General features: G+C 38.2%; 21 protein-coding genes. 19 read left to right on the top strand and 2 right to left on the bottom strand.

From position 1 onward, the window contains the following. Positions 1–106: 106 nt before the first annotated feature. The 12 genes from lspA (at position 107) to pyrE (ending at position 13,224) form a co-directional block, all read left to right on the top strand. Positions 107–577 carry a signal peptidase II gene (gene lspA, locus ACE1TG_RS06310; protein WP_375051514.1) on the top strand — a complete coding sequence of 157 codons (471 nt, stop codon included), beginning with the start codon at positions 107–109 and terminating at the stop codon, positions 575–577. Continuing rightward, positions 574–1,482 (top strand): RluA family pseudouridine synthase, encoded by a 909-nt coding sequence (locus ACE1TG_RS06305; RefSeq protein ID WP_375051513.1) that lies wholly within the window; start codon positions 574–576, stop codon positions 1,480–1,482. Before lspA ends, ACE1TG_RS06305 begins: the two co-directional genes overlap by 4 nt. A 230-nt stretch (positions 1,483–1,712) precedes the next feature. Further along, positions 1,713–2,255: a bifunctional pyr operon transcriptional regulator/uracil phosphoribosyltransferase PyrR gene (gene pyrR / locus ACE1TG_RS06300; protein ID WP_375051512.1), complete on the top strand. Its 543-nt coding sequence runs from the start codon at positions 1,713–1,715 to the stop codon at positions 2,253–2,255. A gap of 152 nt (positions 2,256–2,407) precedes the next feature. Continuing rightward, positions 2,408–3,790, top strand: coding sequence for a solute carrier family 23 protein (locus ACE1TG_RS06295; RefSeq protein WP_375051601.1), 1,383 nt, complete (start codon positions 2,408–2,410; stop codon positions 3,788–3,790). Between the two features lie 13 nt (positions 3,791–3,803). After that, the gene (locus ACE1TG_RS06290; RefSeq protein ID WP_375051511.1) at positions 3,804–4,724 is read left to right on the top strand and encodes an aspartate carbamoyltransferase catalytic subunit; all 921 of its coding nucleotides are present in this window, start codon (positions 3,804–3,806) and stop codon (positions 4,722–4,724) included. Next, positions 4,687–5,970 (top strand): dihydroorotase, encoded by a 1,284-nt coding sequence (locus tag ACE1TG_RS06285; protein WP_375051510.1) that lies wholly within the window; start codon positions 4,687–4,689, stop codon positions 5,968–5,970. The genes ACE1TG_RS06290 and ACE1TG_RS06285 overlap by 38 nt, the downstream gene beginning before the upstream one ends. Continuing rightward, a complete protein-coding gene (locus ACE1TG_RS06280) occupies positions 5,963–7,063 on the top strand; it encodes a carbamoyl phosphate synthase small subunit (RefSeq protein ID WP_375051509.1) in 1,101 nt (366 codons plus the stop codon). Before ACE1TG_RS06285 ends, ACE1TG_RS06280 begins: the two co-directional genes overlap by 8 nt. Beyond that, positions 7,056–10,256, top strand: a complete 3,201-nt coding sequence (gene carB, locus ACE1TG_RS06275) for a carbamoyl-phosphate synthase large subunit (protein ID WP_375051508.1) — start codon at positions 7,056–7,058, stop codon at positions 10,254–10,256. The genes ACE1TG_RS06280 and carB overlap by 8 nt, the downstream gene beginning before the upstream one ends. Next, positions 10,253–11,005, top strand: a complete 753-nt coding sequence (locus ACE1TG_RS06270) for a dihydroorotate dehydrogenase electron transfer subunit (protein ID WP_375051507.1) — start codon at positions 10,253–10,255, stop codon at positions 11,003–11,005. The genes carB and ACE1TG_RS06270 overlap by 4 nt, the downstream gene beginning before the upstream one ends. Beyond that, complete coding sequence (locus ACE1TG_RS06265; protein WP_375051506.1) at positions 11,002–11,916, top strand: dihydroorotate dehydrogenase; 915 nt, start codon at positions 11,002–11,004, stop codon at positions 11,914–11,916. Before ACE1TG_RS06270 ends, ACE1TG_RS06265 begins: the two co-directional genes overlap by 4 nt. Continuing rightward, positions 11,913–12,623: an orotidine-5'-phosphate decarboxylase gene (gene pyrF, locus ACE1TG_RS06260; protein ID WP_375051505.1), complete on the top strand. Its 711-nt coding sequence runs from the start codon at positions 11,913–11,915 to the stop codon at positions 12,621–12,623. The genes ACE1TG_RS06265 and pyrF overlap by 4 nt, the downstream gene beginning before the upstream one ends. Continuing rightward, positions 12,610–13,224, top strand: coding sequence for an orotate phosphoribosyltransferase (gene pyrE, locus ACE1TG_RS06255; RefSeq protein ID WP_375051504.1), 615 nt, complete (start codon positions 12,610–12,612; stop codon positions 13,222–13,224). Before pyrF ends, pyrE begins: the two co-directional genes overlap by 14 nt. Positions 13,225–13,278: 54 nt before the next feature. Here the strand turns inward: pyrE and ACE1TG_RS06250 are convergent, their stop codons facing one another. Next, positions 13,279–14,049 (bottom strand): class I SAM-dependent methyltransferase, encoded by a 771-nt coding sequence (locus tag ACE1TG_RS06250; RefSeq protein ID WP_375051503.1) that lies wholly within the window; start codon positions 14,047–14,049, stop codon positions 13,279–13,281. Positions 14,050–14,162: 113 nt separating this feature from the next. Here ACE1TG_RS06250 and ACE1TG_RS06245 point away from each other — a divergent pair, with 113 nt between their 5' ends. After that, on the top strand, positions 14,163–15,023 hold the full coding sequence (locus ACE1TG_RS06245; RefSeq protein ID WP_375051502.1) for a LysR family transcriptional regulator: 861 nt from the start codon (positions 14,163–14,165) through the stop codon (positions 15,021–15,023). Positions 15,024–15,810: 787 nt separating this feature from the next. Then, entirely contained in the window at positions 15,811–16,233 is a 423-nt protein-coding gene (locus ACE1TG_RS06240) for an organic hydroperoxide resistance protein (RefSeq protein ID WP_375051501.1), read from the top strand. Positions 16,234–16,265: 32 nt separating this feature from the next. Here the strand turns inward: ACE1TG_RS06240 and ACE1TG_RS06235 are convergent, their stop codons facing one another. Further along, positions 16,266–17,972, bottom strand: coding sequence for an Rqc2 family fibronectin-binding protein (locus tag ACE1TG_RS06235; RefSeq protein ID WP_375051500.1), 1,707 nt, complete (start codon positions 17,970–17,972; stop codon positions 16,266–16,268). A gap of 412 nt (positions 17,973–18,384) precedes the next feature. Here ACE1TG_RS06235 and ACE1TG_RS06230 point away from each other — a divergent pair, with 412 nt between their 5' ends. The 5 genes from ACE1TG_RS06230 (at position 18,385) to rpoZ (ending at position 24,012) form a co-directional block, all read left to right on the top strand. Next, positions 18,385–21,039, top strand: a complete 2,655-nt coding sequence (locus ACE1TG_RS06230) for a calcium-translocating P-type ATPase, SERCA-type (protein WP_375051499.1) — start codon at positions 18,385–18,387, stop codon at positions 21,037–21,039. Positions 21,040–21,858: 819 nt separating this feature from the next. Next, positions 21,859–22,779, top strand: a complete 921-nt coding sequence (locus ACE1TG_RS06225; protein WP_375051498.1) for a YicC/YloC family endoribonuclease — start codon at positions 21,859–21,861, stop codon at positions 22,777–22,779. Positions 22,780–22,909: 130 nt separating this feature from the next. Then, positions 22,910–23,170, top strand: coding sequence for an extracellular matrix/biofilm regulator RemA (gene remA / locus ACE1TG_RS06220; RefSeq protein ID WP_092493004.1), 261 nt, complete (start codon positions 22,910–22,912; stop codon positions 23,168–23,170). A gap of 15 nt (positions 23,171–23,185) precedes the next feature. After that, complete coding sequence (gene gmk, locus ACE1TG_RS06215) at positions 23,186–23,806, top strand: guanylate kinase (protein WP_375051497.1); 621 nt, start codon at positions 23,186–23,188, stop codon at positions 23,804–23,806. After that, positions 23,803–24,012, top strand: coding sequence for a DNA-directed RNA polymerase subunit omega (gene rpoZ, locus ACE1TG_RS06210; RefSeq protein WP_375051496.1), 210 nt, complete (start codon positions 23,803–23,805; stop codon positions 24,010–24,012). The genes gmk and rpoZ overlap by 4 nt, the downstream gene beginning before the upstream one ends. The last annotated feature ends 126 nt before the right edge of the window (positions 24,013–24,138 follow it).

Raw genomic sequence — 24,138 nt, 5'->3', positions numbered from 1 at the left:
TAAAATGCAAAAGGAATAGTTTGTTTGTAGTTTAGCATCGTTTAAAGATTTGTCATTAAGGCTTGGTGATAAGCCAAGTTTTCTAATTGAAATTGGGGGAAATGAAATGTTTTTATATTACATAATTGCGCTTGTTATTATAGCCGTTGATCAACTATCAAAGTGGGCCATTATAAAAACAATGGAAGTTGGGGAACAAATAACTGTGATTGAGAATTTTTTCTACCTTACTTCACATCGAAATAGTGGTGCAGCATGGGGAATATTGCAAGGGCAAATGATGTTTTTCTATATCGTCACTGTAATTGTAATAATTGGCGTCGTATATTATATGCAAAAATATGCAAAGGAAAGTAAGTTATTGGCTATATCCTTAAGTCTTATTTTAGGTGGTGCAATTGGAAATTTTATCGATCGCCTTTTTCGAAAAGAAGTTGTCGACTTTTTTGACTTCAACTTAATTGGATATGACTATCCGATCTTTAATATAGCAGATTCGGCCTTAGTAGTCGGTGTAATCCTTGTACTTATTGCAACATTCATCGATGAAAAGAAGAAAGGAAAAACTCAAAAATGACATTAAAACAGCACGTAGTTATAGAATCTGAAAACAAAACCAGAATAGATAAGCTCTTATCAAATTTGGTTAGCGAGTCCCGTTCACAGGTCCAATCATGGATCGCGAATGAACATGTCTTAGTTAACGGTGAGGTTATTAAACCTAACTATAAATGCCAAACCGCTGATGAAATTTCTTGGCAGATTCCTGAACCGGAACCATTAAATATCGAACCTGAAAATATTCCATTACAGGTTGTTTATGAGGATAGTGACTTGCTTGTTGTAAATAAACCTAAAGGAATGGTAGTGCACCCATCTGCTGGTCACCAAAATGGCACATTGGTAAATGCATTATTATATCACTGTGAAGATTTATCGGGAATTAATGGTGTGGAACGGCCTGGTATTGTCCACCGGATTGATAAAGACACTAGTGGATTGCTTGTAGTTGCTAAAAATGATCTCGCACATACTAACCTTTCAGAGCAGATGGCTTCTAAAGATATTGAAAGAAAGTATGAAGCAGTTGTTCATGGTGTTATTGAACATGAAACCGGGTTAATTGATGCACCGATTGGCAGAGACAAAAATGACCGGCAGAAAATGGGAATTGTTGATAGTGGTAAGCCTGCAGTTACGCATTTTCGGGTTATACGACGGTATGAGAAGTTCACCCATGTAGAATGTCAGCTGGAAACAGGACGTACCCATCAAATACGTGTACACATGAAGTATATTGATTTTCCGATAGTTGGTGATCCCAAGTATGGTCGGCGAAAAACGTTGGATACGGATGGGCAGGTACTGCATGCGAAATCACTTGGCTTTAATCATCCGAGAACAAACGAATGGCTATTTTTTGAGGAGAAAGCACCGGCATATTTCGAGGAACTATTGTCACAAATTGAGAGAATGTATTGACAAATGGAAACCGTTTTGTAATAATAGAGCAAATGAATAAATGATCCTTTAACACAGTCCAGTGAGGCGAAGAAGGAAGCGGAACGTATTAAGTAAACAGAGATACGTATGTCTAAATCCCTTTTTTCCTTATGGAGAAAAGGGATTTTTTAGCAGTTAGGAAATGGCGAATTTCTTTCTTACTCATAAGCAACTATAAGCCAATTTTTTGAACGAAGTGAGGTGCAACAGTGAACAAAAAAACGGTAGTACTGGACCATTCAGCAATGAATCGAGCGCTTACGAGAATTGCTCATGAAATTGTTGAAAAAAATAAAGGTGGGGAAAATATTCTTTTAGTTGGTATAAAAACAAGAGGAGTCCCCATTGCTAAACGATTACAAGAAAAAATCAAGAAAATCGAAGGTAATACTGTTCCAATCGGTGAGTTGGATATAACGTTGTATCGTGATGATTTAGAAAAAGCAACAACGAATCATGATCCTGAATTAAAGGAAACCAATATTGACGTTGATTTTAATGGAAAAAAAGTGATATTGATTGATGATGTGTTATTTACAGGTAGAACAGTAAGAGCAGCAATGGATGCCATAATGGATATTGGCAGACCGACACAGATACAGCTAGGTGTATTAATTGACCGCGGACACAGAGAATTACCGATACGAGCTGATTATGTTGGTAAGAACATACCAACATCAGATAAAGAAATTATCGTAGTAAACTTACATGAAGAAGACAACCATGACGAAGTAAGTATCTACGAAAAATAAAAAACCTTTAACTAAATCCAGTGAGATTTAAAAGGTTGCCCTGAGAACACGTGTATCTAATCGTTACTACACGTATACCTCTTTGCGACCTTACGCAAAGAGGTTTTTTAGTGGCAGTTTTTAACCAAAAACCACAAATGGAGGAATGGAAAATGAAACAACAGGAAGTAGCTTTGAATGTTAATGAAGTACCTAAACCACAAAAATGGCTCATTTTAAGTCTGCAGCATTTATTCGCAATGTTCGGAGCGACCATACTCGTTCCATTTCTTACAGGGTTATCTCCTGCAGTAGCATTAGTTTCAAGTGGTCTTGGAACACTGGCATATCTGTTGATTACAAAAGGGAAAATCCCAGCATATCTTGGGTCAAGCTTTGCATTTATCGCACCTATTATTGGAGCTTCTGCTTCTGGTGGAGTCGAAGGTGCAATGGTTGGCAGTTTTCTTGCTGGAATTGTATACGGTTTGGTTGCGCTATTCATTCGGTTGCTGGGACTGAATTGGCTGATGCGGATTTTACCACCAATTGTCGTTGGACCAGTCATCATTGTGATTGGGCTAGGACTTGCTTCAACTGCTATTGATATGGCGATGTATGTTCCAGGAATAGATGAGCAAGTATATAGCGGCACACACTTTTTAGTAGCACTGGTAACACTTACTGTGACAATTATTGCTTCCATCTTTCTTAGAGGATTTTTCGGACTTATTCCAATTTTGATTGGGATTGTCTGTGGATATATTTTTTCTATCTTCCAAGGAATTGTTGATACTTCAGAAATCAAGGCTGAGTGGACAGAAATCTCTTCTGCTGGTTCAATTGGTGAATTTTTTACTGCAATTTTTCAAAAACCGGATTTTATCGTTCCATTTGTTAATTATTCACCATTTGAAGTACTAAGTGGCGAGATTGTACTGTTAATGGTTCCAGTTGCACTTGTCACGATTGCAGAGCATATTGGCGATCAAATGGTGTTATCGAAAGTTGTCGGCAATAATTTTATCAAAAAGCCTGGTCTTCACCGTTCCATTCTTGGTGATGGTGTGGCAACGATAATTGCTTCATTCCTTGGGGGCCCACCGAATACAACATACGGTGAAAATATTGGAGTTTTGTCAATTACTCGTGTGTTCAGTGTTTTTGTCATAGGCGGGGCAGCAGTCCTTGCACTATTGTTTGGGTTTACTGGGATTATAACTGCAACAATCAGTTCCATCCCTTCAGCTGTAATGGGCGGCGTATCGATTCTCTTGTTTGGAATTATTGCATCAAATGGATTGCGTATGCTTATTGACAACCAAATTGATTTAAGTGATAAGCGTAACCTGATTATCTCATCAGTGATTCTCGTAATTGGAATTGGTGGTGCTTTTATACAGGTTACAGAAAATCTGCAGATTGCAGGTATGGCATTATCAGCATTAATTGGTGTTACGTTAAATCTGCTTTTACCAAATAAGGAAAGCGGCTATGGTAATGGAGCCATGTTTGAAGATGCTGATGTATCCGAAAAGAAAGAAAATGTGGCTTAGAATGGGAGGAGCTATGAGACACTTTGTATCGACTAGAAATTTGTCTGGTGAGTGTATTTTTCGCATTCTGAATAAGGCGGAAGGATTACGACTGCAACAGGAAAAGATACCAGAACAGATTTTCGCGGCTAATCTATTTTTTGAACCAAGTACCAGAACGAAAATGAGCTTTCGTGTTGCACAAAAAAAGTTAGGTATGGAAACGCTGGACTTTCAGCTGGAGACATCGAGTGTTACAAAAGGTGAATCGTTGTACGATACAGCAAAGACTTGTGAGGCAATTGGAGCAAATCTGTTGGTTGTTCGTCATCAAGAGGATAATTGGTATGATGAACTCACTCCAAATCTATCTCTTCCAGTGATAAATGCTGGCGCTGGTAAAGGTGAACATCCAACACAGTGTATGCTTGATCTATTAACTATTTATCAGGAGTTTGGATTCTTCACTAATTTAAATGTAGTAATAGTCGGTGACATTAAACACAGCAGGGTTGCCAGGTCTAATGCATATGCTTTAACTACACTTGGGGCAAACGTGTACTTTGCTGCGGCTCCTGGATTTGAAGATGACAATTTGAATTTTCCGTATATATCTATTGATGAAGCTGTTGAAATGTGTGATATTATGATGTTACTCCGAATACAACATGAACGGCATACAGCACAGCAATATGATTCCACTTCTTATTTCGTGCAATTTGGCCTCACCAAGGAACGGGAAAGCAGAATGAAGGACCATGCCATTATTCTTCATCCTGCCCCTGTGAATCGAGGGGTTGAGATTGACACTGAACTAGTAGAATGTCAGCGGTCACGTATATTTAAACAAATGGAAAATGGTGTTTATACACGAATGGCTATAATGATCATCTTATTAAAGGAATGGGGCTATTATAATGAAGCTGAAGCTAACAAATGCCAAAAGATTACTTAGTAAAAATGTCGTCGAGAAATGTGAAATTTTTATCGAAGAAGGAAAAATTAAGCAAATAGCACCTAAAATATTACAAGGCGCAGATGAAACCATAGATTGTGAGAATAATTTTGTTTTCCCGGGTTTCATTGATGTACATATCCATCTTCGTGAGCCAGGTGGCGAGCATAAGGAAACGATTGAAACTGGTACAAAAGCAGCTGCACGTGGCGGATTTACAACGGTATGCGCAATGCCGAATACTTCGCCTGTTCTTGATGATGTCAAAACAGTAAAAGAGTTATTGGAAAAAATTAAAACAGACGCTCATGTTCGTGTACTTCCATATGGGGCAATTACACGTAATTTAAAGGGTGAGGGGTTAACGGATATTACGGAACTCTCCAAATCAGGTGTATTTGCTTTCACCGATGATGGGGTAGGTGTTCAAACCGCTGATTTTATGCTTCAGGCAATGACAGAAGCAGCCACCTCCGGGAAGCCAATCGTTGCCCATTGTGAAGATAAATCAATCGTATATGGTGGTGTAGTACATCAAGGTAATGTAAGTAAACGATTAGATCTTCCAGGGATTCCCTCTATAAGCGAATCAGTTCAAATTGCCCGTGATGTTCTTTTAGCAGAAGAGACTGGATGTCATTATCATGTTTGCCACGTTAGCACAAAAGAATCAGTACGCGTCATACGTGATGCAAAAAAGGCAGGCATACATGTGACTGCCGAAGTAACCCCACATCATTTACTGCTAAATGAACAAGCAGTTAAAACAGACGATGCTAATTATAAAATGAATCCTCCACTTCGGAGTGAAGAAGATCAGAGAGCTTTATTGGACGGGTTGTTGGATGGGACAATTGATTTTATTGCAACAGACCACGCACCACATGCAGATGAAGAAAAAGAACAGGGATTTCGTAAGGCTCCTTTCGGGATTGTTGGTCTGGAGACTGCATTTTCACTTTTATATACCAATCTAGTTTTATCGGATAAAATCACCTTACAACAATTAGTAGATTGGTTAACCATAAAGCCTGCTGAAGTTTTTAATTTACCATTTGGGGAATTAATAGAGAATACTACAGCGGACCTTGCCATCTTCAATTTAACGAAAGAAGCTCACATAGACAAATACGCTTTTTTTTCAAAAGGAAAAAACACGCCATTTCATAATTGGAAGGTACAAGGAATTCCATTTGCAACAATAGCTTCAGGAAAAATCGTATACAAGGAGGATTCACATGACTAATCGTCGGCTTATTCTGGAAGATGGAACTGTATTTAACGGTGAAGGATTTGGCAGTGATGCTAGCACAACAGGAGAAGTTGTATTTAATACAGGTATGACAGGGTATCAGGAAGTCATTTCTGATCCATCATACTGTGGCCAAATCGTTACCATGACATATCCTTTAGTAGGCAATTATGGTATAAATCGGGATGATTTTGAAACTGTTACACCTTTCATTCATGGATTTATTGTTAAAGAATTATGTGAATACCCATCAAATTTTCGCAACGACGAAACATTACATGATTATTTGAAAGCGAACAATATTCCCGGCATTTCCGGTATTGATACAAGAAAATTAACGAAAATTATTCGCAAACATGGAACAATGAAAGCAATCATCACGGACAGCGACGATTCTGTTGATGAAATGGTCGCAAAAGTAAAGAATCTGCCATACCAGACAGATCAGGTAAAACAAACATCTACCATCAAACCCTATGTAGTACCAGGACGGGGCACGCGAATTATTTTAGTCGATTTCGGTATGAAGCATGGTATTTTACGTGAATTAACAAAAAGAGATTGTCATATTACGGTTGTTCCATATAATTATGGGGCCGAAAATATTTTACGACTAAAACCTGAAGGGATCATGCTGACGAATGGCCCAGGTGATCCAAAAGATGTTCCTGAATCAATTGAAATGATAAAAACTGTGGTGGAACAGGTACCATTATTTGGTGTTTGTCTAGGGCATCAGCTTCTTGCATTAGCATGTGGTGCGGATACGGAGAAAATGAAGTTTGGGCATCGCGGGGCAAATCATCCGGTTAAAGATCTGGAAAAAAATAAGACATATATGACATCACAGAATCACAGTTATGCAGTTACACACGAATCATTAAAACAAACAGACTTAGTACTTACGCAAACTGCTCTTAATGATAATACAGTTGAAGGAATAAGGCACACTGTCTTTCCGGCGTATTCGGTTCAGTATCACCCAGAAAGTTCACCAGGACCAGAGGATACAAATCAATTGTTTGATGTATTTTTACAACTGATTAATAATTCGAAAGCTAAAAGTGAGGAGGAATCATATGCCTAAGAATTCGAATTTGAATAAGATACTTGTCATTGGGTCAGGCCCAATTGTGATCGGACAGGCAGCTGAATTTGATTACTCGGGTACGCAAGCATGCCAAGCTTTGACAGAAGAAGGATATACTGTGATTCTTGCTAATTCCAATCCAGCAACAATAATGACTGATCATACAGTGGCAGATAAAGTTTATATGGAGCCTTTAACGGCTGAATTCTTAATCAAGATTATCCGAAAAGAACAACCTGATGCTATATTGCCAACACTTGGCGGGCAAACAGGTTTGAATCTGGCAGTCGAATTAGAAAGTACAGGTATTTTGGGAGAATATGGTGTTGAATTGCTTGGAACTTCACTCGATGCAATCGAAAAAGCAGAAGATCGTGAAAAATTCCGTTCTTTAATGCATGAGCTTCATGAGCCAGTACCTGATAGCCAGATTGTGAATTCTGTCGATCAGGCATGTGATTTTGCCAATAAAATTGGCTATCCTGTCATTGTACGCCCTGCTTACACCCTCGGTGGGACCGGCGGGGGAATGTGCTATGACGAACGAGAACTTAAGGAAATTGCCCGTAATGGATTATCGTTATCGCCGGTTAATCAATGTTTAATCGAAAAGAACATCGCGGGATTTAAAGAAATTGAATATGAAGTAATGCGTGATAAAAACGATCAGGCTATTGTCGTCTGTAACATGGAAAATGTTGATCCAGTTGGCATCCACACAGGTGATTCTATCGTCGTTGCACCCTCTCAAACCCTAAGTGATCGCGAGTATCAGTTGTTGCGCAATGCTTCGTTAAAAATAATTCGTGCTTTGGAGATTGAAGGTGGATGCAATGTACAGTTAGCACTTGATCCTAATAGCTTTAATTATTATATTATTGAAGTTAATCCGCGTGTCAGCAGGTCATCCGCTCTAGCGTCGAAAGCTACAGGATATCCGATTGCAAAAATGGCAGCGAAAATTGCAGTAGGATTAACACTTGATGAGATTATTAATCCTATTACAGGCACAACATATGCATGTTTTGAACCAGCACTTGATTATGTTGTGACCAAGCTCCCAAGATTTCCATTCGATAAATTTGTAACAGGGGATCGTTATCTTGGCACCCAAATGAAGGCAACAGGCGAGATTATGTCAATCGGACGCAATTTTGAAGAGTCATTGTTAAAAGGAGTTCGTTCTCTTGATATAGGTACAGAGGAATTATGGCTGCCAAGTTTAGCAGATAAAACTGTTGAAGATTTAAAATCACGATTGCACAAAGCGGATGATGAAAGATTATTCGTTCTAGCAGAAGTTATTCGAAAAGGGATGTCAGTTGAAGAAGTATTCCAATTAACAAAAATTGATCGGTTTTTCCTAATAAAAATTAAGCAGTTAATTGATTGGGAATCAATATTAACTTTTAATAAGCGATCACAGGATATTTTACAAAAAGCAAAAGTACTAGGGTTCTCTGATACGCATATTGCAAGATTATGGAATGTAACAATTGATGATGTGTATGAATTTCGTATAGAAAACTCAATAAAGCCTGTTTACAAAATGGTAGATACATGTGCAGCAGAATTTGAATCTGAAACACCTTATTTTTATAGTACCTTTGAAGACGAAAATGAATCCGTTCAGTCAGACCGCAAAAAAATTCTAGTACTTGGGTCAGGACCAATTCGAATAGGGCAGGGTATAGAATTTGACTATGCTACGGTTCACTCTGTACTGGCAATTAAAGAAATGGGTTATGAAGCTATCATTATGAATAATAATCCTGAGACAGTCTCAACTGATTTCAGTATTTCAGATAAACTTTATTTCGAACCTCTGACACTTGAAGATGTCATGCATGTCATTAATTTAGAAAATCCTGAAGGTGTGATTGTCCAATTTGGCGGGCAGACAGCGATTAACTTGGCTGACGGGTTGGAGCGTCGAGGTGTACAAATATTAGGTACAGATTTAGAAGCAATCGACAAAGCAGAAGACCGTGATAAATTTGAGCATTTGTTAAATGATCTCTCCATAAAAAGGCCAGAGGGAAGATCGGTAACGAAATTGGATCAAGCAGTGGAAGTTGCAAAAGATATCGGTTATCCAGTTTTAGTTAGACCATCCTATGTGATCGGTGGAAGTCGGATGGAAATTGTTTACAATGATGAAGAGCTTAATGCCTATCTGGCAAAATCGAATGGAGCAGATAGCGCACATCCAATACTAATCGATAACTATATAACTGGAATTGAAGTTGAAGTAGATGCAATCAGTGATGGAGAAACGGTTATTGTACCAGGAGTTATGGAGCATATTGAACGGTCTGGTGTTCACTCTGGAGACTCGATTGCAGTATATCCGCCACAGCGGATTAGTGAATCTGTTAGGAATAATTGTTTAGATGCTACTGTTAAAATTGCTCGAGCATTAAAAGTAAAAGGGTTAATCAATATCCAGTTTATAGTTTGTGAGGAAGATGTTTACGTTCTCGAGGTAAACCCACGTGCAAGCAGAACAATTCCCTTCCTTAGTAAAATAACAGGTGTAACCATGGCAAACATTGCTACAAGATGCATTTTAGGGGAAACATTAGAAGGTATGGGGTATGAGTCAGGTATTTTGCCAGAGCAGGATGCTGTATCCGTTAAAGTTCCAGTATTCTCATTTGAAAAACTGCGTAGTGTTGATACTATTCTTGGGCCAGAGATGAAATCAACAGGAGAAGCAATTGGCCATGATAAAACGCTGGAAAAAGCATTGTATAAAGGACTGATAGCAGCCGGTTTATCTGTACCACAGGAAGGTGCAGTACTGCTGACGATTGCGGATAAAGATAAGAGAGAAACGATTGAGATTGCTGATCGCTTTCACCAATTAGGATTTCAGCTGTATGCAACATCCGGAACAGCTTCATTTATAAAACGGTACAATATTCCAGTTACCGAAGTTGCAAAAATAGGCTCTAGTAAACCAAATGTATTATCTATTATTGAAAATGGGGATGTCCAATTTGTTATTAATACACTAACTTCAGGAATTAAGCCTAGATCTGACGGGTTCATGATTAGACGTGAAGCGGTTGAACATGGTATTGCTTGTTTAACTAATCTGGATACAGCAAATGCCATTTTAAATGTAATAGATTCAACTACCTTTAGTGCAAGAGCTATAACAGGTAAGAAAGTAGTTTCCTCATGAAGAGAAAAGTAGAGCTGGTTGTTAAATCGGTACATGATATTGCGCTAGAAACGATTGAAATGACACTTATGAATGAATATGTGGCGAAGACAGCCATTCCAGGACAGTTCCTGCATTTATCGATTGACGGTCATACATTGCGTCGACCAATTTCAATCGCAAATACAGATGATAAAAATAATGAAATTACAATTTTATTTAAAAAAGTTGGAGATGGAACTAAACAACTGGCAGCACATAAACCAGGTATGTCTATTGACGCGTTAGGACCAAGCGGGAATGGGTTTTCATATGATGGAAATTCGAATTCAGTATTGTTGGTTGGCGGGGGTATTGGAATCCCGCCACTATACAATCTGGGGAAGACACTTCGTAATGAAGGAATCAATGTTACAGCTGTTCTTGGATTCCAATCGAAAGAATATGTTTTTTATGAATCGAAATTTAGAGAACTAGGAAAATCGTATGTCGTGACGAATGATGGAACTTACGGACACCAAGGATTTGTAACAAGTGTAATGGATCAGATTGAAGACTTTGATACGTATTACTCCTGCGGTCCTATTCAGATGCTAAAGGCCGTTACAAAGCTATTGCATGATCATAGTGGATACATTTCACTTGAAGAGCGGATGGGGTGTGGGGTTGGCGCATGTTTTGCATGTGTTATTCCTACAAATAATAATGGCGGTTATAAAAAGATTTGCAAGGATGGACCTGTATTCACAGCGGATGAGGTGATATTATGACAGACCTAACCGTATTTTTACCCGGTTTAAATCTAAAAAACCCAGTTATGCCTGCTTCCGGATGTTTTGGATTTGGCAGGGAATATAGTGAATATTATGATTTGAAAAAGCTGGGAGCAATCATTATGAAAGCTGCAACAGGTGAAGTACGTTACGGTAATAACACACCCCGTGTTGCAGAAACGTCATCAGGAATGTTGAATGCGATAGGTCTGCAAAATCCTGGTGTAGAAAAAATTATTGAAACCGAGGTACCCTTTTTAGCAACGTATGCTGTTCCAATCATTGCGAATGTAGCCGGAAGTTCCATCGAGGAATATGAGAGGGTAGCGATTGCTTTTAATCATGATGAATCGGTTAACGCATTAGAACTTAACATTTCCTGTCCTAATGTAAAAGAAGGAGGGATTCAGTTTGGTACTAATCCAAATATGGCAGCTGAGGTAACAAAAAAAGTTAAAGAAGCTAGTAATCTGCCAGTCTATGTCAAACTTTCCCCTAATGTGTCTGACATTACAGCAATGGCAAAGGCGGTTGAAAAGGCAGGAGCAGATGGATTATCGATGATAAACACGGTAACAGGAATGCAAATTGAATTAGCTAGTAAGAAGCCGCTATTGGCAAATAAGACTGGTGGTCTTTCAGGTCAGGCAATCAAACCAATCGCGATTAGGATGATTCATGAAGTGAAGCAGCATGTCACAATTCCAATTATCGGCATGGGCGGAATTTCTTCAGCTGAAGATGTACTGGAATTCTTGCTTGCTGGAGCAAGTGCTGTAGCCGTGGGCACAGCTAATTTCCAAAACCCTTTTGCATGTCCTGAGATAATTGATGAATTACCAGTTGTATTACAAAAATATGGATTCGATTCAGTTGAGGATGCCATCGGAAAGGGGCATGAAGTATGAGGAATAACATGTATCTGGCATTGGATTTTTCCACCTGGAAAGAAGCCAAAACGTTTATTGATGTTCATCAGTTTCAAGGAATACCTGTAAAAGTTGGTATGGAGTTATTTTACAGGGAAGGCCCTCAGTTAATAGAAAATCTAAAGCAGGATAATCATGACGTATTTCTTGATTTAAAGCTTCATGATATTCCCACCACTGTGATGAAAGCGATGAAAAACATTGCGAATCTAAAAGTTGATATGGTTAATGTACATGCGTTAGGTGGCGGTGAGATGATTAAACGGGCGAAAGAAGGCTTGAATTCTGGATCATCCACTCATGAAACAAAATTAATTGCCGTAACAATTCTTACGTCGATGGATGATACTACGTTAAATAAAGAGTTAAATCTTGGCGGTAGTATGAAGGATAATGTTGTCAGGCTTGCTGATACAGCAAATAAAAATGGGGCAGATGGTGTTGTTTGTTCTGTTCAGGAAGCAAAGGAAATTAAAGATGTATGTGGCTCATCATTTTTAACTGTTACACCCGGAATTCGGTTGCAAGATTCTAACGGGAACGATCAAAAGCGAATTGCAACACCAGCACTTGCCAGGAAAAATGACGCTGACTTTCTCGTGGTTGGCCGGACGGTAACAAATGCACTGGATCCAAAATCGGCATATGAGAAAGTGCAGGAGGAGTGGCGAAATGGTATTAAGTAATGATATAGCAAGAGATCTCTTAGAAATAAAAGCTGTTCAAATAAGAACAGACCGTTATTTTACATGGACATCTGGTATTAAATCCCCTATTTATTGCGATAATCGGCTGACAATGTCCTATCCAACAATTCGTGCAAAAATTGCTGAAGCATTTGTTGAATTAATCGAGCAAATGGATGAAAAACCCGATGTTATTGCTGGATGTGCAACAGCAGGAATTCCACATGCAGCATGGATTGCAGAAAAGCTGGATCTTCCCATGATTTATGTTCGATCTAAACCAAAAGGACATGGCAAAGGAAACCAGATTGAGGGAAAGGTTGAAGATGGACAAAAGGCAGTAGTTATTGAAGACTTGATTTCTACTGGTGGGTCATCAATCGATTCAGCCAAAGCACTTCAGTTAAATGGTCTTAATGTACTGGGTGTTCTCGCTATTTTTACATATGGATTATCGAAAGCTAAAAAGCAATTTGCAGAAGCTAAATTATCATATCAGACGATAACGAACTATGATGAAGTACTAAAATTACTTGTATCAGACGGCATTATTGATGAAAATGAGAATGAAAAGTTGCAGGATTGGCGAAATGAACTTTAAAAACCATTATTAATAGGCTGTCTAAAAGTTAAAATCTTTTTAGACAGCCATCTACTAATCTGTTCTTTTAGCGCACATTACCATCCATTCGTCAATGGCGAAGGAATGGATGATATTATCCTCACAATCCACCTGAAAATAGTTCTTTGTTTCCTTATCTGATTCAAGAATGAACTGACCAACATGTTGAATTATTTCATCATTATCCAATGTGCGGTGAACCCATTCGTGATATGGTAACACTTTCTTACGGGTTCGTTCTTTAATAATAGATAAATTATAATCAGCGAACATTGATTTCCACTCTATTAAAGAGCGTGACCGTATATGACTGTGGTCCCGCATTTTTTCGAATGAATTAATGAATTGGTCGAATTTATGATTTTCCGGCGCTATATTATCTATCAACAAAAACTGTCCTCCAGGCTTTAATACTCGATTAACTTCTGCAATAAACCTTTCCGGATCAGGGAAATGATGTGCGGCTATTCTGCATGAAACAATATCAAAACTTTCACCTTCGAATGGCAAGTCTTCCGCATCAGCTACAGCATAAAATATATTTTTATACGATTTCAGATACAGAGCTGTATTCTCCAGCATCTCTTCGGTAATGTCAGTAGCAACTACTTGTTTAACATGGGTAGCAAGATGTTTGGCAACATGTCCTCCGCCAGTTGCAATATCAAGAACCTTCATCGTTGATTTAGGCTGCAACCAGTTAATCATTAATGATAAATCCTTACCAAATGCATGTGTTGAACTCGTCACATAGGCTTCTTTATTTTTAGAAAAAATGCGTTTCACATCATCTTTCTCACGCATAGCAACACCTTCTTTTCGCTTTATACTTTAATCATATGCTTTGTTATGCAATAAGTACAATATTAGTTTATAATATAAAGTAATAACAAATACTTATCATACGAGGGGCCATTATGAAAATAGAAGATTATGAACTACTGTTAAAATTAGATGAAGTGGGTACAATTCGAGGAACCGCCAAAGCGATATTAATTTCACAGCCAGCGGTTACCCAGCGACTTAAGTACATAGAAGAATATTTTGAAGAAAACATTTTTATTCGAACACCAAAAAAATTAGTTTTGACTCCGGCTGGTGAAATGATATTAAGCCATGCGAGAAAAGTGGTTGATCAGGAAGAAGTAATTAAAAATTCGCTTGCACAATCAAGCGAAGAAGTACAGGGAACACTATCTATTGCCTGTTCGTCACTAGTGAGTCAACGTTTTTTACCATCAATTCTGGCAGATTATACCAAAAAATTTCCCAAGGTTGCTATTGATTTAGTGACTGGTATTAGTGAAGATATCAAAAGAGGTCATAAAAATTACCATGTATGCATTATTCGTGGTGAGAAGCTAAAAGATAGTGTTTGTAGGAATCTTTTCGATGATCCGTTATTTATTTTTGATACGGAACCTTTTCCAAAAAATAAGTTAAAAGAGCGACCGCTAATATCATTTAAGAGTGATGACAGCATGCATGAATTAGTAGATAATTGGCTTTATCATCATCAGGATGAGATAAAACCCGTGAAAACGATCCGAGTTGATCAAATTGAAACATGTAAGCAATTTATGAAGCAAGGGCTTGGGATGGCTGTTCTGCCGAAAAGTGTTTCCGATTCGATGATGGATGAATATCCACACATCTCTATGAAATTAAATGGTGAACTTGTTACCAGAGATACCTATGTTTGTTATCAGGAAGGTGTTCGCAAATTACCACAGGTTGATCATTTCATTTCTGCATTAATGGGTAAAAATTTTCTTTAGTCGTTAAATAACTCAACTTGTGTATCGATAGAATAAGCTCAAACAGCCACTTTGATAATCTTAGAACGGTCTAATTGTTGCCTTTACAACATTGATAATAGTTTTTGTACGCATAAGATATATAATGCTAATTAAAATCTTTTGTAGAAAGTATTAAATGCTATGAAGCCGCTGCGGAAATACACTTCGCTCACCTAGGGCAACGCTTCAGCTTCCTCGGAAGCAAAAACCGCTTCCTGCGGGATCTTCAGCTGTTGCTTTTCCCGCAGGAGTCTCCGTGTATTTCCTACGCTGGGACTGTTTTTACCTTGATTTTCTTATCCATAGGGTACACTTCATCCTCTAATCAAGAAAGCCTCTTCCAGTGGAGGCAGAATACGCAGACTCCTATGGGAACAGCACGTTCCGAAGACCCCGGAAGAAGCAACTAAACGAAGGCCGACTAAAACCGTCCTTTGCGGACAACGTCGGCATACCCCTTGCCGGGGCAAGGAGGCTGAGGTCGTGCCCATGGAAAGCGAAGTATTCTGCCGGAACGAATCGAAGCACTCAGCCTTCATTAAAAATAGGGAAAGCAGCAAAAAGCTACGTCACATTATATATCAATTACGTACCGTTGATCCAAAGTAAACTCTAGGAGTGTATCTTCAGGTTTTCTTATTTCTTCATGGTTTATGAGCTTATTTTAAGCTGTGAAAGTTTAATAAGTAAATATAAACAATTAAAATGTTTAATAAGAAGAAAAAACAGGAACATACTAACTATAAATAAAGGAGTGTGTTCTAATATGAGTGAAGTTATATTTACATCAAAGGCTACGGCAAAAAATGGACGCGATGGCCATGTTAAGTCTGAAGACGGTTTAATAGATTTAAATTTGGTAAACCCAGCAAATAATAAAGATGAAAAAGGATCAAACCCGGAACAGCTTTTTGCAGCAACATACTCAGCATGTTTTGACGGTGCGCTTAACTTAGTAGCCTCAAAACAAAAAAAGAAAATTGACTCGGAAACTACTGCTGAAGTCAGCTTCTGCAAGGATCCCGAGGATGATGGTTTTAAGATTGAGGTAACACTTAATATTAATATTGAAGGTGTGAGTCCTGAAGAGGCAGAGGAATTAGCTGAAGATGCTCATCAAGTGTGCCCATATTCCAAAGCAACTCGTGGTAATGTCGAGGTAACATTAAATCCCAAAGCAGTTTCCTAAACTATAAAATTAAACGGATAATTCATCTAGGATTATCCGTTTTTTAGTTTTTCTACAATTGCTTTATCAGGTGTTACAAATAACGTTTTCTGATTATCATACGTTACATAGCCAGGTTTGGCACCATTAGGCTTTTTTACATGACGGATTTTCGTGTAATCGACGGGTACCGAAGATGAGTTCTGTGATTTACTGAAGAATGCTGCAAGCAGTGCCGCTTCAATTAGTGTATCCTCGCTTGGCTCCTTGTCACGAATAATGACGTGAGATCCCGGAATATCTTTTGTGTGCAGCCAAATATCATCACGATGGGCAAGTTTCATTGACACATACTCATTTTGTTTATTATTTTTTCCTACAAGAATTGGTGTACCATCTGTTGAGGTATACTTTTCCGGTTCAGGTTTAACTTGTTTCTTTTTCTTTTTTTCTTGTCTTTGTCTTTTTAAATAACCCTCGTCACGAAGTTCATCCCGAATTTCTTCTATGTCAGCCTCACGTGCCGAATCTATTTGCTGGAGTAATTGTTCCAGATAGGCAATCTCGTTATTAGCTTTTTTAATTTCCTGCTTTACTTTTTTCATGGAAGTTTTTAGTTTTTGATACGTTTTGAAAAAGCTTTGCGCATTTTCACTAGGTGTCTTATTTGGATTTAATTCGATTATCATTTCATTTTGATCAGGATCATAATAGTCGATTACTGTGGCTGTTTGATCACCTTGTTTAACTTGGTGCATATTAGCTGTTAATAGCTCACCTAACCGCTGATAACGATCGGCACCTTCAGCTTTCTTAATGGTTTTTTCATGTTTCTTGAGCTTACGTTGATTCTTATCTTTTTCATTTTTTATAAACTGATACAGGTCTTTTGCTTGCTGTTTTACACGGTCTCTCTCAGCTTTCCCGGAATAAAAATTGTCTAGCATCTGGTTCGTGTCAGGAAAGATTTCCTCTTGTCCATCAAGAAAAGATATAGGGATTACATGAAAATCTTCTTTTTTGTCCCGGTAAATAGTGGGTGTATAGTTATTATTCTGAATCAATTCCTGCATAGCTTCAAACCTTGCTTTATAGGTCTCAGATGATCCAAGTTTTGCCTGATGGACAATCTCTTTTGCAATTAAAGGAGAAACCCCTAGTAAGGTATGGACGATTTGGGTATCCATTTTTCCGGCATTAAAATCAAGTTTTCGAATAAATGTTTCTTTGTCGATATCCAATAAATTCAGCTTATCCTGACTTGGAGGAAGTTTATAATCATGACCGGGCTGTATTGTACGATAACGGTTTTGTGAGACAGATATGTGTTTAAGACTATCAAGGATGTGTCCTTTTTCTCCATCCACAAGCATGACGTTACTATGTTTCCCCATTAGCTCGATCACCAGTTTTTTCGTCGTCATGTCGCCAATTTCATTTCGTGCCTGAATGGAAAAGGTAACAATTCGTTCCATTCCATATTGATCAATGGATTCAATTACTGCCCCAGATAGGTGTTTACGAAGCAACATGCAAAACATGGAAGGTTCTTTCGGATTCTTATAGGAATCTCCAGTTAAGTGTAATCGTGCATATACCGGATGAATTGATAATAGCAACGTATGATTTTCGCCGTTACTTCGTATAGTGAAAACTAACTCTGTCGAAGTTGGCTGATAAATTTTTGTGATTTTTCCTGGAGTTATTGTTGAATTTAGTTCGCTCGTTACTGCTCGTGTAACGATTCCATCAAATGGCATGCAATCACCTCTTGCTTTCTAAAAGTAAGACTATTTTCTAAAGTATTGTTGCTTTTGACGTCTAAAGACTTCGGCGCATAGTATGGGTAACTGATTTGTAGTATTTAGGGTAGCTCTATGATTACACAGCAGGAATATAGTTGCTTTTTATACAATATAAATTTGTTGATTTTCCACTTTTGCAGTAAGAAAGCATTTTTTTGTGAGCAAAATCCAGCAATGTGTATTTCCAAAGCGGTGTCATAGCAAAGCGAAACAAATTTTATAAAAAAACCAAATGTAACATACATTTTCAAACGGGCACTTTCGCTTTTGATTCAATTATAGCATTTTTTGGGACGAGTCTGCATAGATATCGTATAAAGATTACGTTTAACTATAGTGCATGTAGATGAATTTGGAGGAATGCAGTGTGAAATGGTATCAATTAGATGTAGACCATGTAGAGCAAAAATTACATGTTACGACAAATCGTGGACTTGCAGAAAAACAAGTAGAACAACGCAGAAAAGAATTCGGTGCAAATAATCTAGAAACTGAAAAAAACACATCTAAGTGGCTGATCTTTTTCAAACAATTCCAGGATTTCATGGTTCTGGTTCTTCTTGCTGCAACCTTAATTGCTGGTTTACTTGGTGAATATGTTGATGCAATAGCGATTATGGTGATCGTTTTAGTGAATAGTTTTCTTGGTTTTTTTCAAGAACAAAAAGCAGAAAAATCACTCGCTAAATTAAAAGAGATGTCTGCTCCTGTAGCGAATGTCCTCCGTGATGGGAAGTGGGAAAAGATACCATCCCAAGATGTGGTTGTTGGTGACGTATTGCGTATGAAAAGTGGAGATCGGATTCCTGCTGATATACGTATAACGAAATCAAACAGCATGGAGACTGAAGAATCGGCACTTACCGGTGAATCTCTCCCAGTAATGAAGCATGCTACTGCAATAAGTAAAGACCATCTCGACGCCCAGGATCAGGTTAACATGGGTTTCATGGGGACGTTGGTTACAAGAGGTTCCGGATTAGGTATCGTTGTTGGAACTGGAATGAATACAGTGATGGGTCAAATTGCATCATTAATGGTTAAAACAAAGAAGACTGTTACACCATTAGAACATAAACTGGCAGAACTAGGTAAAATTCTGATTGTCGTAGCACTTTTCTTAACGGCATTAGTCGTCTTTGTTGGTGTTTATCAGGGCCATCCTTTATATAATATGTTTCTTGCAGGTGTATCCTTAGCGGTTGCCGCCATACCAGAAGGACTACCTGCAATCGTAACTGTTGCATTATCTTTAGGTGTTCAGAGGATGATTAAAAAGAAAGCGATTGTTCGAAAACTTTCTGCAGTGGAAACTTTAGGGTGTGCTTCAGTTATTTGTTCTGATAAGACTGGTACGATGACTGAGAATCAAATGACGGTGAAAGAAGTCTATGTAAGTGGGAAAAATTTATATGTTACAGGCGATGGCTACGATATACAGGGCGATTTTTTTGCAAATAAAGAAAAAGTTGATCGCGATTATCCCAATCTGGAATCGATGCTCTTATATGGTCTGTTATGTAATAATGCGTCACTACAAGTAAAAAAAGGAAAATATTTTGTTGACGGAGATCCAACTGACGGAGCGTTGCTTGTAGCTGCAAGAAAGCTTGGGTTATCCCCTAAAGTGAATGATAACTTCCAAATTATTAAAGAAATACCATTTGATTCTGATCGCAAAAGAATGAGTATGATTATTGAAGATGAAAATCATATGCGGTTTCTAATTACCAAAGGTGCGCCTGACGTGTTGCTTCCACGTTCTGCTTTCTTTTTAGATGAAGGTGGTCGCAAGTTATTGCGTTCTAAAGACAAGCAAACGATTGATGATGAAATTAACAACATGGCCCAAAAGGCGTTACGAACGATAGCGATAGGCATGAAGCCAATTTCAAAGGATGATCCTCTAAATGCAGCAACATTGGAAAAGGATTTAACGTTTGTTGGATTATGCGGAATGATGGATCCACCAAGAAAAGAAGTAAAAACAGCTATTATGGAATGTCGGGATGCTGGCATTAAGACAGTAATGATTACTGGCGACCATGAAAAGACAGCTCGTGCAATTGCGATTAACCTGAACCTGCTGCCTGAAAATGGAATGGTTTTGGAGGGATACCAACTAAACCAAATGTCTGTCACAGAACTTCGTGATGTCATTGATCAGGTTTACGTATTTGCTCGTGTTACTCCAGAGCATAAATTAAAGATCGTCCAAGCTTTTCAGGAAAAAGGTCATATCGTCGCAATGACTGGCGATGGTGTAAATGATGCGCCAGCTATAAAAGCAAGTGACATCGGAATAAGTATGGGGAGAAGCGGAACAGATGTAACAAAAGAGGCTTCTTCGTTAGTTCTAATGGATGATAACTTTGCGACAATAAAATCAGCAATTAGTGAAGGAAGGAATATATACGAAAATATCCGGAAATTTATCCGTTATCTTTTAGCATCAAATGTTGGTGAAATTCTTGTTATGCTTTTTGCCATGCTGCTAGCACTCCCTTTACCATTGGTTCCAGTACAAATATTATGGGTGAACCTTGTAACAGATGGGCTCCCAGCGATGGCCCTTGGACTGGATCAATCAGAAGGTGATGTGATGCGAAGGGGGCCCAGAAATCCAAGGGAAGGGATATTTGCCAGGGGATTAGGCTTCAAAATAATCAGCAGAGGCATATTAATAGGTGTTATTACATTGATTGCGTTTATGATGTCGTACCAGGATAACCCGGATAATTTGATTTATGGACAAACTATTGCATTTACAACATTGGTAATGGCTCAATTAATTCATGTGTTCGACTGCCGAAGTGAAAATTCCGTTTTTGCCCGCAATCCTTTTGAAAATAAATACCTGGTTTTAGCAGTACTTTCATCACTTCTATTGTTGCTTGTTGTTATCTATTGGGAGCCATTGCAGCCAATCTTCCATACGACATTTCTAAATGTTAGAGACTGGATGTTAATTCTTGTTTTAAGCTCGCTTCCAACCGTTTTATTTGGGTTTACAAAAAAATAATTGTCAGAAACCCTAATTTGAGAGTGGTTCAGTTACGGCGTACAAATCCGCAATTTGTAGCCTTAATTGAACCGCTTTTTTTAGCGGCTGGGATGATTAACCATTCATTTTCAATGGCTGGGTCTATTACGTAGTTGATATAAAATGCGACATAGTTAAAATCTTTTGTAGAAAGGATTAAACACTATGAAGCCGCTGCGGAAATACACTTCGCTTTCCGCGGGCAACGCTTCAGCTTCCTCGGAAGCAAAAACCGCTTCCTGCGGGATCTTCAGCAGTTGCTATTCCCGCAGGAGTCTCCGTGTATTTCCTACGCTGGGACTGTTTTTACCTTGATTTTCTTATCTATAGGGTACACTTCAGCCTCTAATCAAGAAAGCCTCTTCCAGTGGAGGCAGAATACGCAGACTCCTATGGGAACAGCACGTTCTGAAGACCCTGGAAGAAGCGTTCTTTGCTTCTGAGGAGGCTGAGGTCGTGCCCATGGAAAGCGAAGTATTCTGCTGGAACGTATCGAAGCACTCAGCCTTTATTAAAAATAGGGAAAACAGCAAAAATCTACGTCGCATTTTATATCTAATCAGCAACAAAAATAAATCCAAACTAATTGGAATTCTATTTCAAGAATTTTGAATCTAGTTCAGATTTTATTATGACTATACTGAAGAGAGGGATAAAAGAGGTGTCCCCAGAAGGCGGGCATATTCCCATACAATCATCAATATCAATTTTATTCCAACTAGTTTGATACTTCAAAACTGATTCATTCAGCAATTTAATAGAAGGCTTTTTATTTTTTAGTAAAGGACTGTTATAATTATGAAATATAGTGTTTCTAATTTAATGGATGTGATAAATATGGTTATGAGTATGACGGGGTACGGTCAGGATGTATTTCACCTTGGTAATACGACTGTGACGGTTGAGATACGGAGTGTGAATCACCGTTTTTTGGATTTCACTGCGAAAATTCCCCGTTCTTTATTGTTTCTGGAGGATAAAATTAAGCGAACACTTCAATCGTATTTTCAACGAGGCAGAATGGAAGTATATATAAATGTTCAGGGAGATGGACTTGTTCAAAAAGAACTTTATACTGACTGGGATTTGATGGATAAGTACATAGAACAAATTAAAAGTGCCAAGGCACGATATAACTTAGCTGGAGAAATTCCAGCTACTATCATACCGGAAATTCCAGATCTATTTTCTGTTCAGGAGTCGGAGGATTACTCCGATGAACTAAAAAATTTAATTACAACAAGTACGGAGCATGCATGCGAACAATTACTGTTGATGCGAAAAGAAGAGGGGGCTTTCCTGCTAAAGGATATACGTAGTAGAATGCTTAGTATTCAAGAAACAGTTTCCCATCTGCAAACTCGTCGTGAAAGTGTGATTGAGGAATATCGTGACCGTATCCGGTCTCGAATTTACAACTATCTTGGTGAAAATGATGTAATTGATCAGACGCGTATGCATCAGGAAATTGCGCTTCTGGCCGAAAAGGGTGATATAACGGAAGAAATTACAAGGCTTCAGAGTCATATTGATCATTTTTTTGAGACAATAGAACTAGATGATGCGATTGGACGTAAACTGGATTTTATTATGCAGGAAATGCACAGGGAAGCAAATACTGTCGGATCGAAATCCACCGATGCTAAAATCGGCGTATGGATTGTTTCATTGAAGAGTGAAATAGAGAAAATTAAAGAACAAATTCAAAATATAGAGTAAACATTTGAATTTTGCATTCCATTTTCCTTATAATAGTCGTATTATATAGAGAGAAACGAACTATATCATAGAAAAAATATTTTTATAATTAGCATGCTACTAATGATAGTATACTTAAGGGGGAGCAATTTTGAGCTTACGATTAATTAATATAGGATTCGGGAATGTCGTTTCTGCCAATCGGATTATTTCGATTGTCTCACCGGAATCGGCACCGATAAAACGCATTATAACAGTTGCACGTGATAATAATAAACTGGTAGATGCGACTTATGGACGACGTACAAGAGCAGTAATCATTACAGATAGTGATTATGTTGTTTTATCTGCTGTTCAGCCTGAAACTGTTGGACAACGTGTTTTAAGTCATGAAGAAATTTCAGATGAATGACTAGGAGGAACTATTTTGATTGATGAAAAGGGTATATTATTTATTCTATCCGGTCCATCAGGTGTAGGAAAAGGAACGGTTAGACGAGAGCTTTTTGCAAAAGCAAATGACTTAAAATATTCTATTTCCATGACAACAAGGGAAAAGCGGGCTGGTGAAACAGAGGGCGTTGATTACTTTTATAAGTCAAAAGAGGCGTTTGAAACGCTGATTGAAAAGAACCAGCTGTTAGAATATGCTCAATTTGTTAATAATTATTATGGGACTCCTAGAAAATATGTTGAAGACACACTAGCGGCTGGTCACGACGTTTTTCTAGAAATTGAAGTCCAAGGGGCTTTGCAGGTGAAAGAGAACTTTCCTGAGGGTGTGTTTATTTTTCTTTTTCCTCCTAGTTTGGAAGAATTGAAGAACCGAATTGTCAGTCGTGGAACAGAGTCTAAGGAATTAGTTTTGCAGCGATTACGTGAAGCACGGAAAGAAATTGAATTGATGGACGCGTATAACTATGTTGTTGTAAATGATCATGTCGAATCAGCAGTTTCAAAAATACAGTCAATCATTCAAAGTGAGCACTGTAAACGAGATCGTATTGCAAAGCAATATAAACAGTTATTGGAGGATGAAATGAAATGATGTTAGAGCCATCAATTGATGAACTGCAGGAGAAGATTAAGTCTAAGTATACCCTGGTAACGTTATCTGCAAGGCGGGCAAGAGAAATGCGTCATGCGAAAAATATGTTAATTGAAAACCCAAAATCACATAAGCTTGTTGGGGTTGCACTTGAAGAAATTCTCGCAGAAAAGTTATTTGTAAAAGAAGAAGAAGATAGTAAGTAATCACAACGACCCTCGCTAATCAGCCAATTGCGGGGGTTTTGTTTGGCATATAAGAGAATTGTATAAATTATCTAAGACTGATAGGGAATATCAATTCATGGTAGGCAGTTATTATTTATAACCGGG

It is taken from the genome of Virgibacillus sp. JSM 102003 (assembly GCF_041949995.1).
Lineage (GTDB): Bacteria > Bacillota > Bacilli > Bacillales > Amphibacillaceae > Lentibacillus.
Note: the sequence above shows the minus strand (reverse complement) of the source record. Positions and strands in the feature narration are given on the sequence as shown.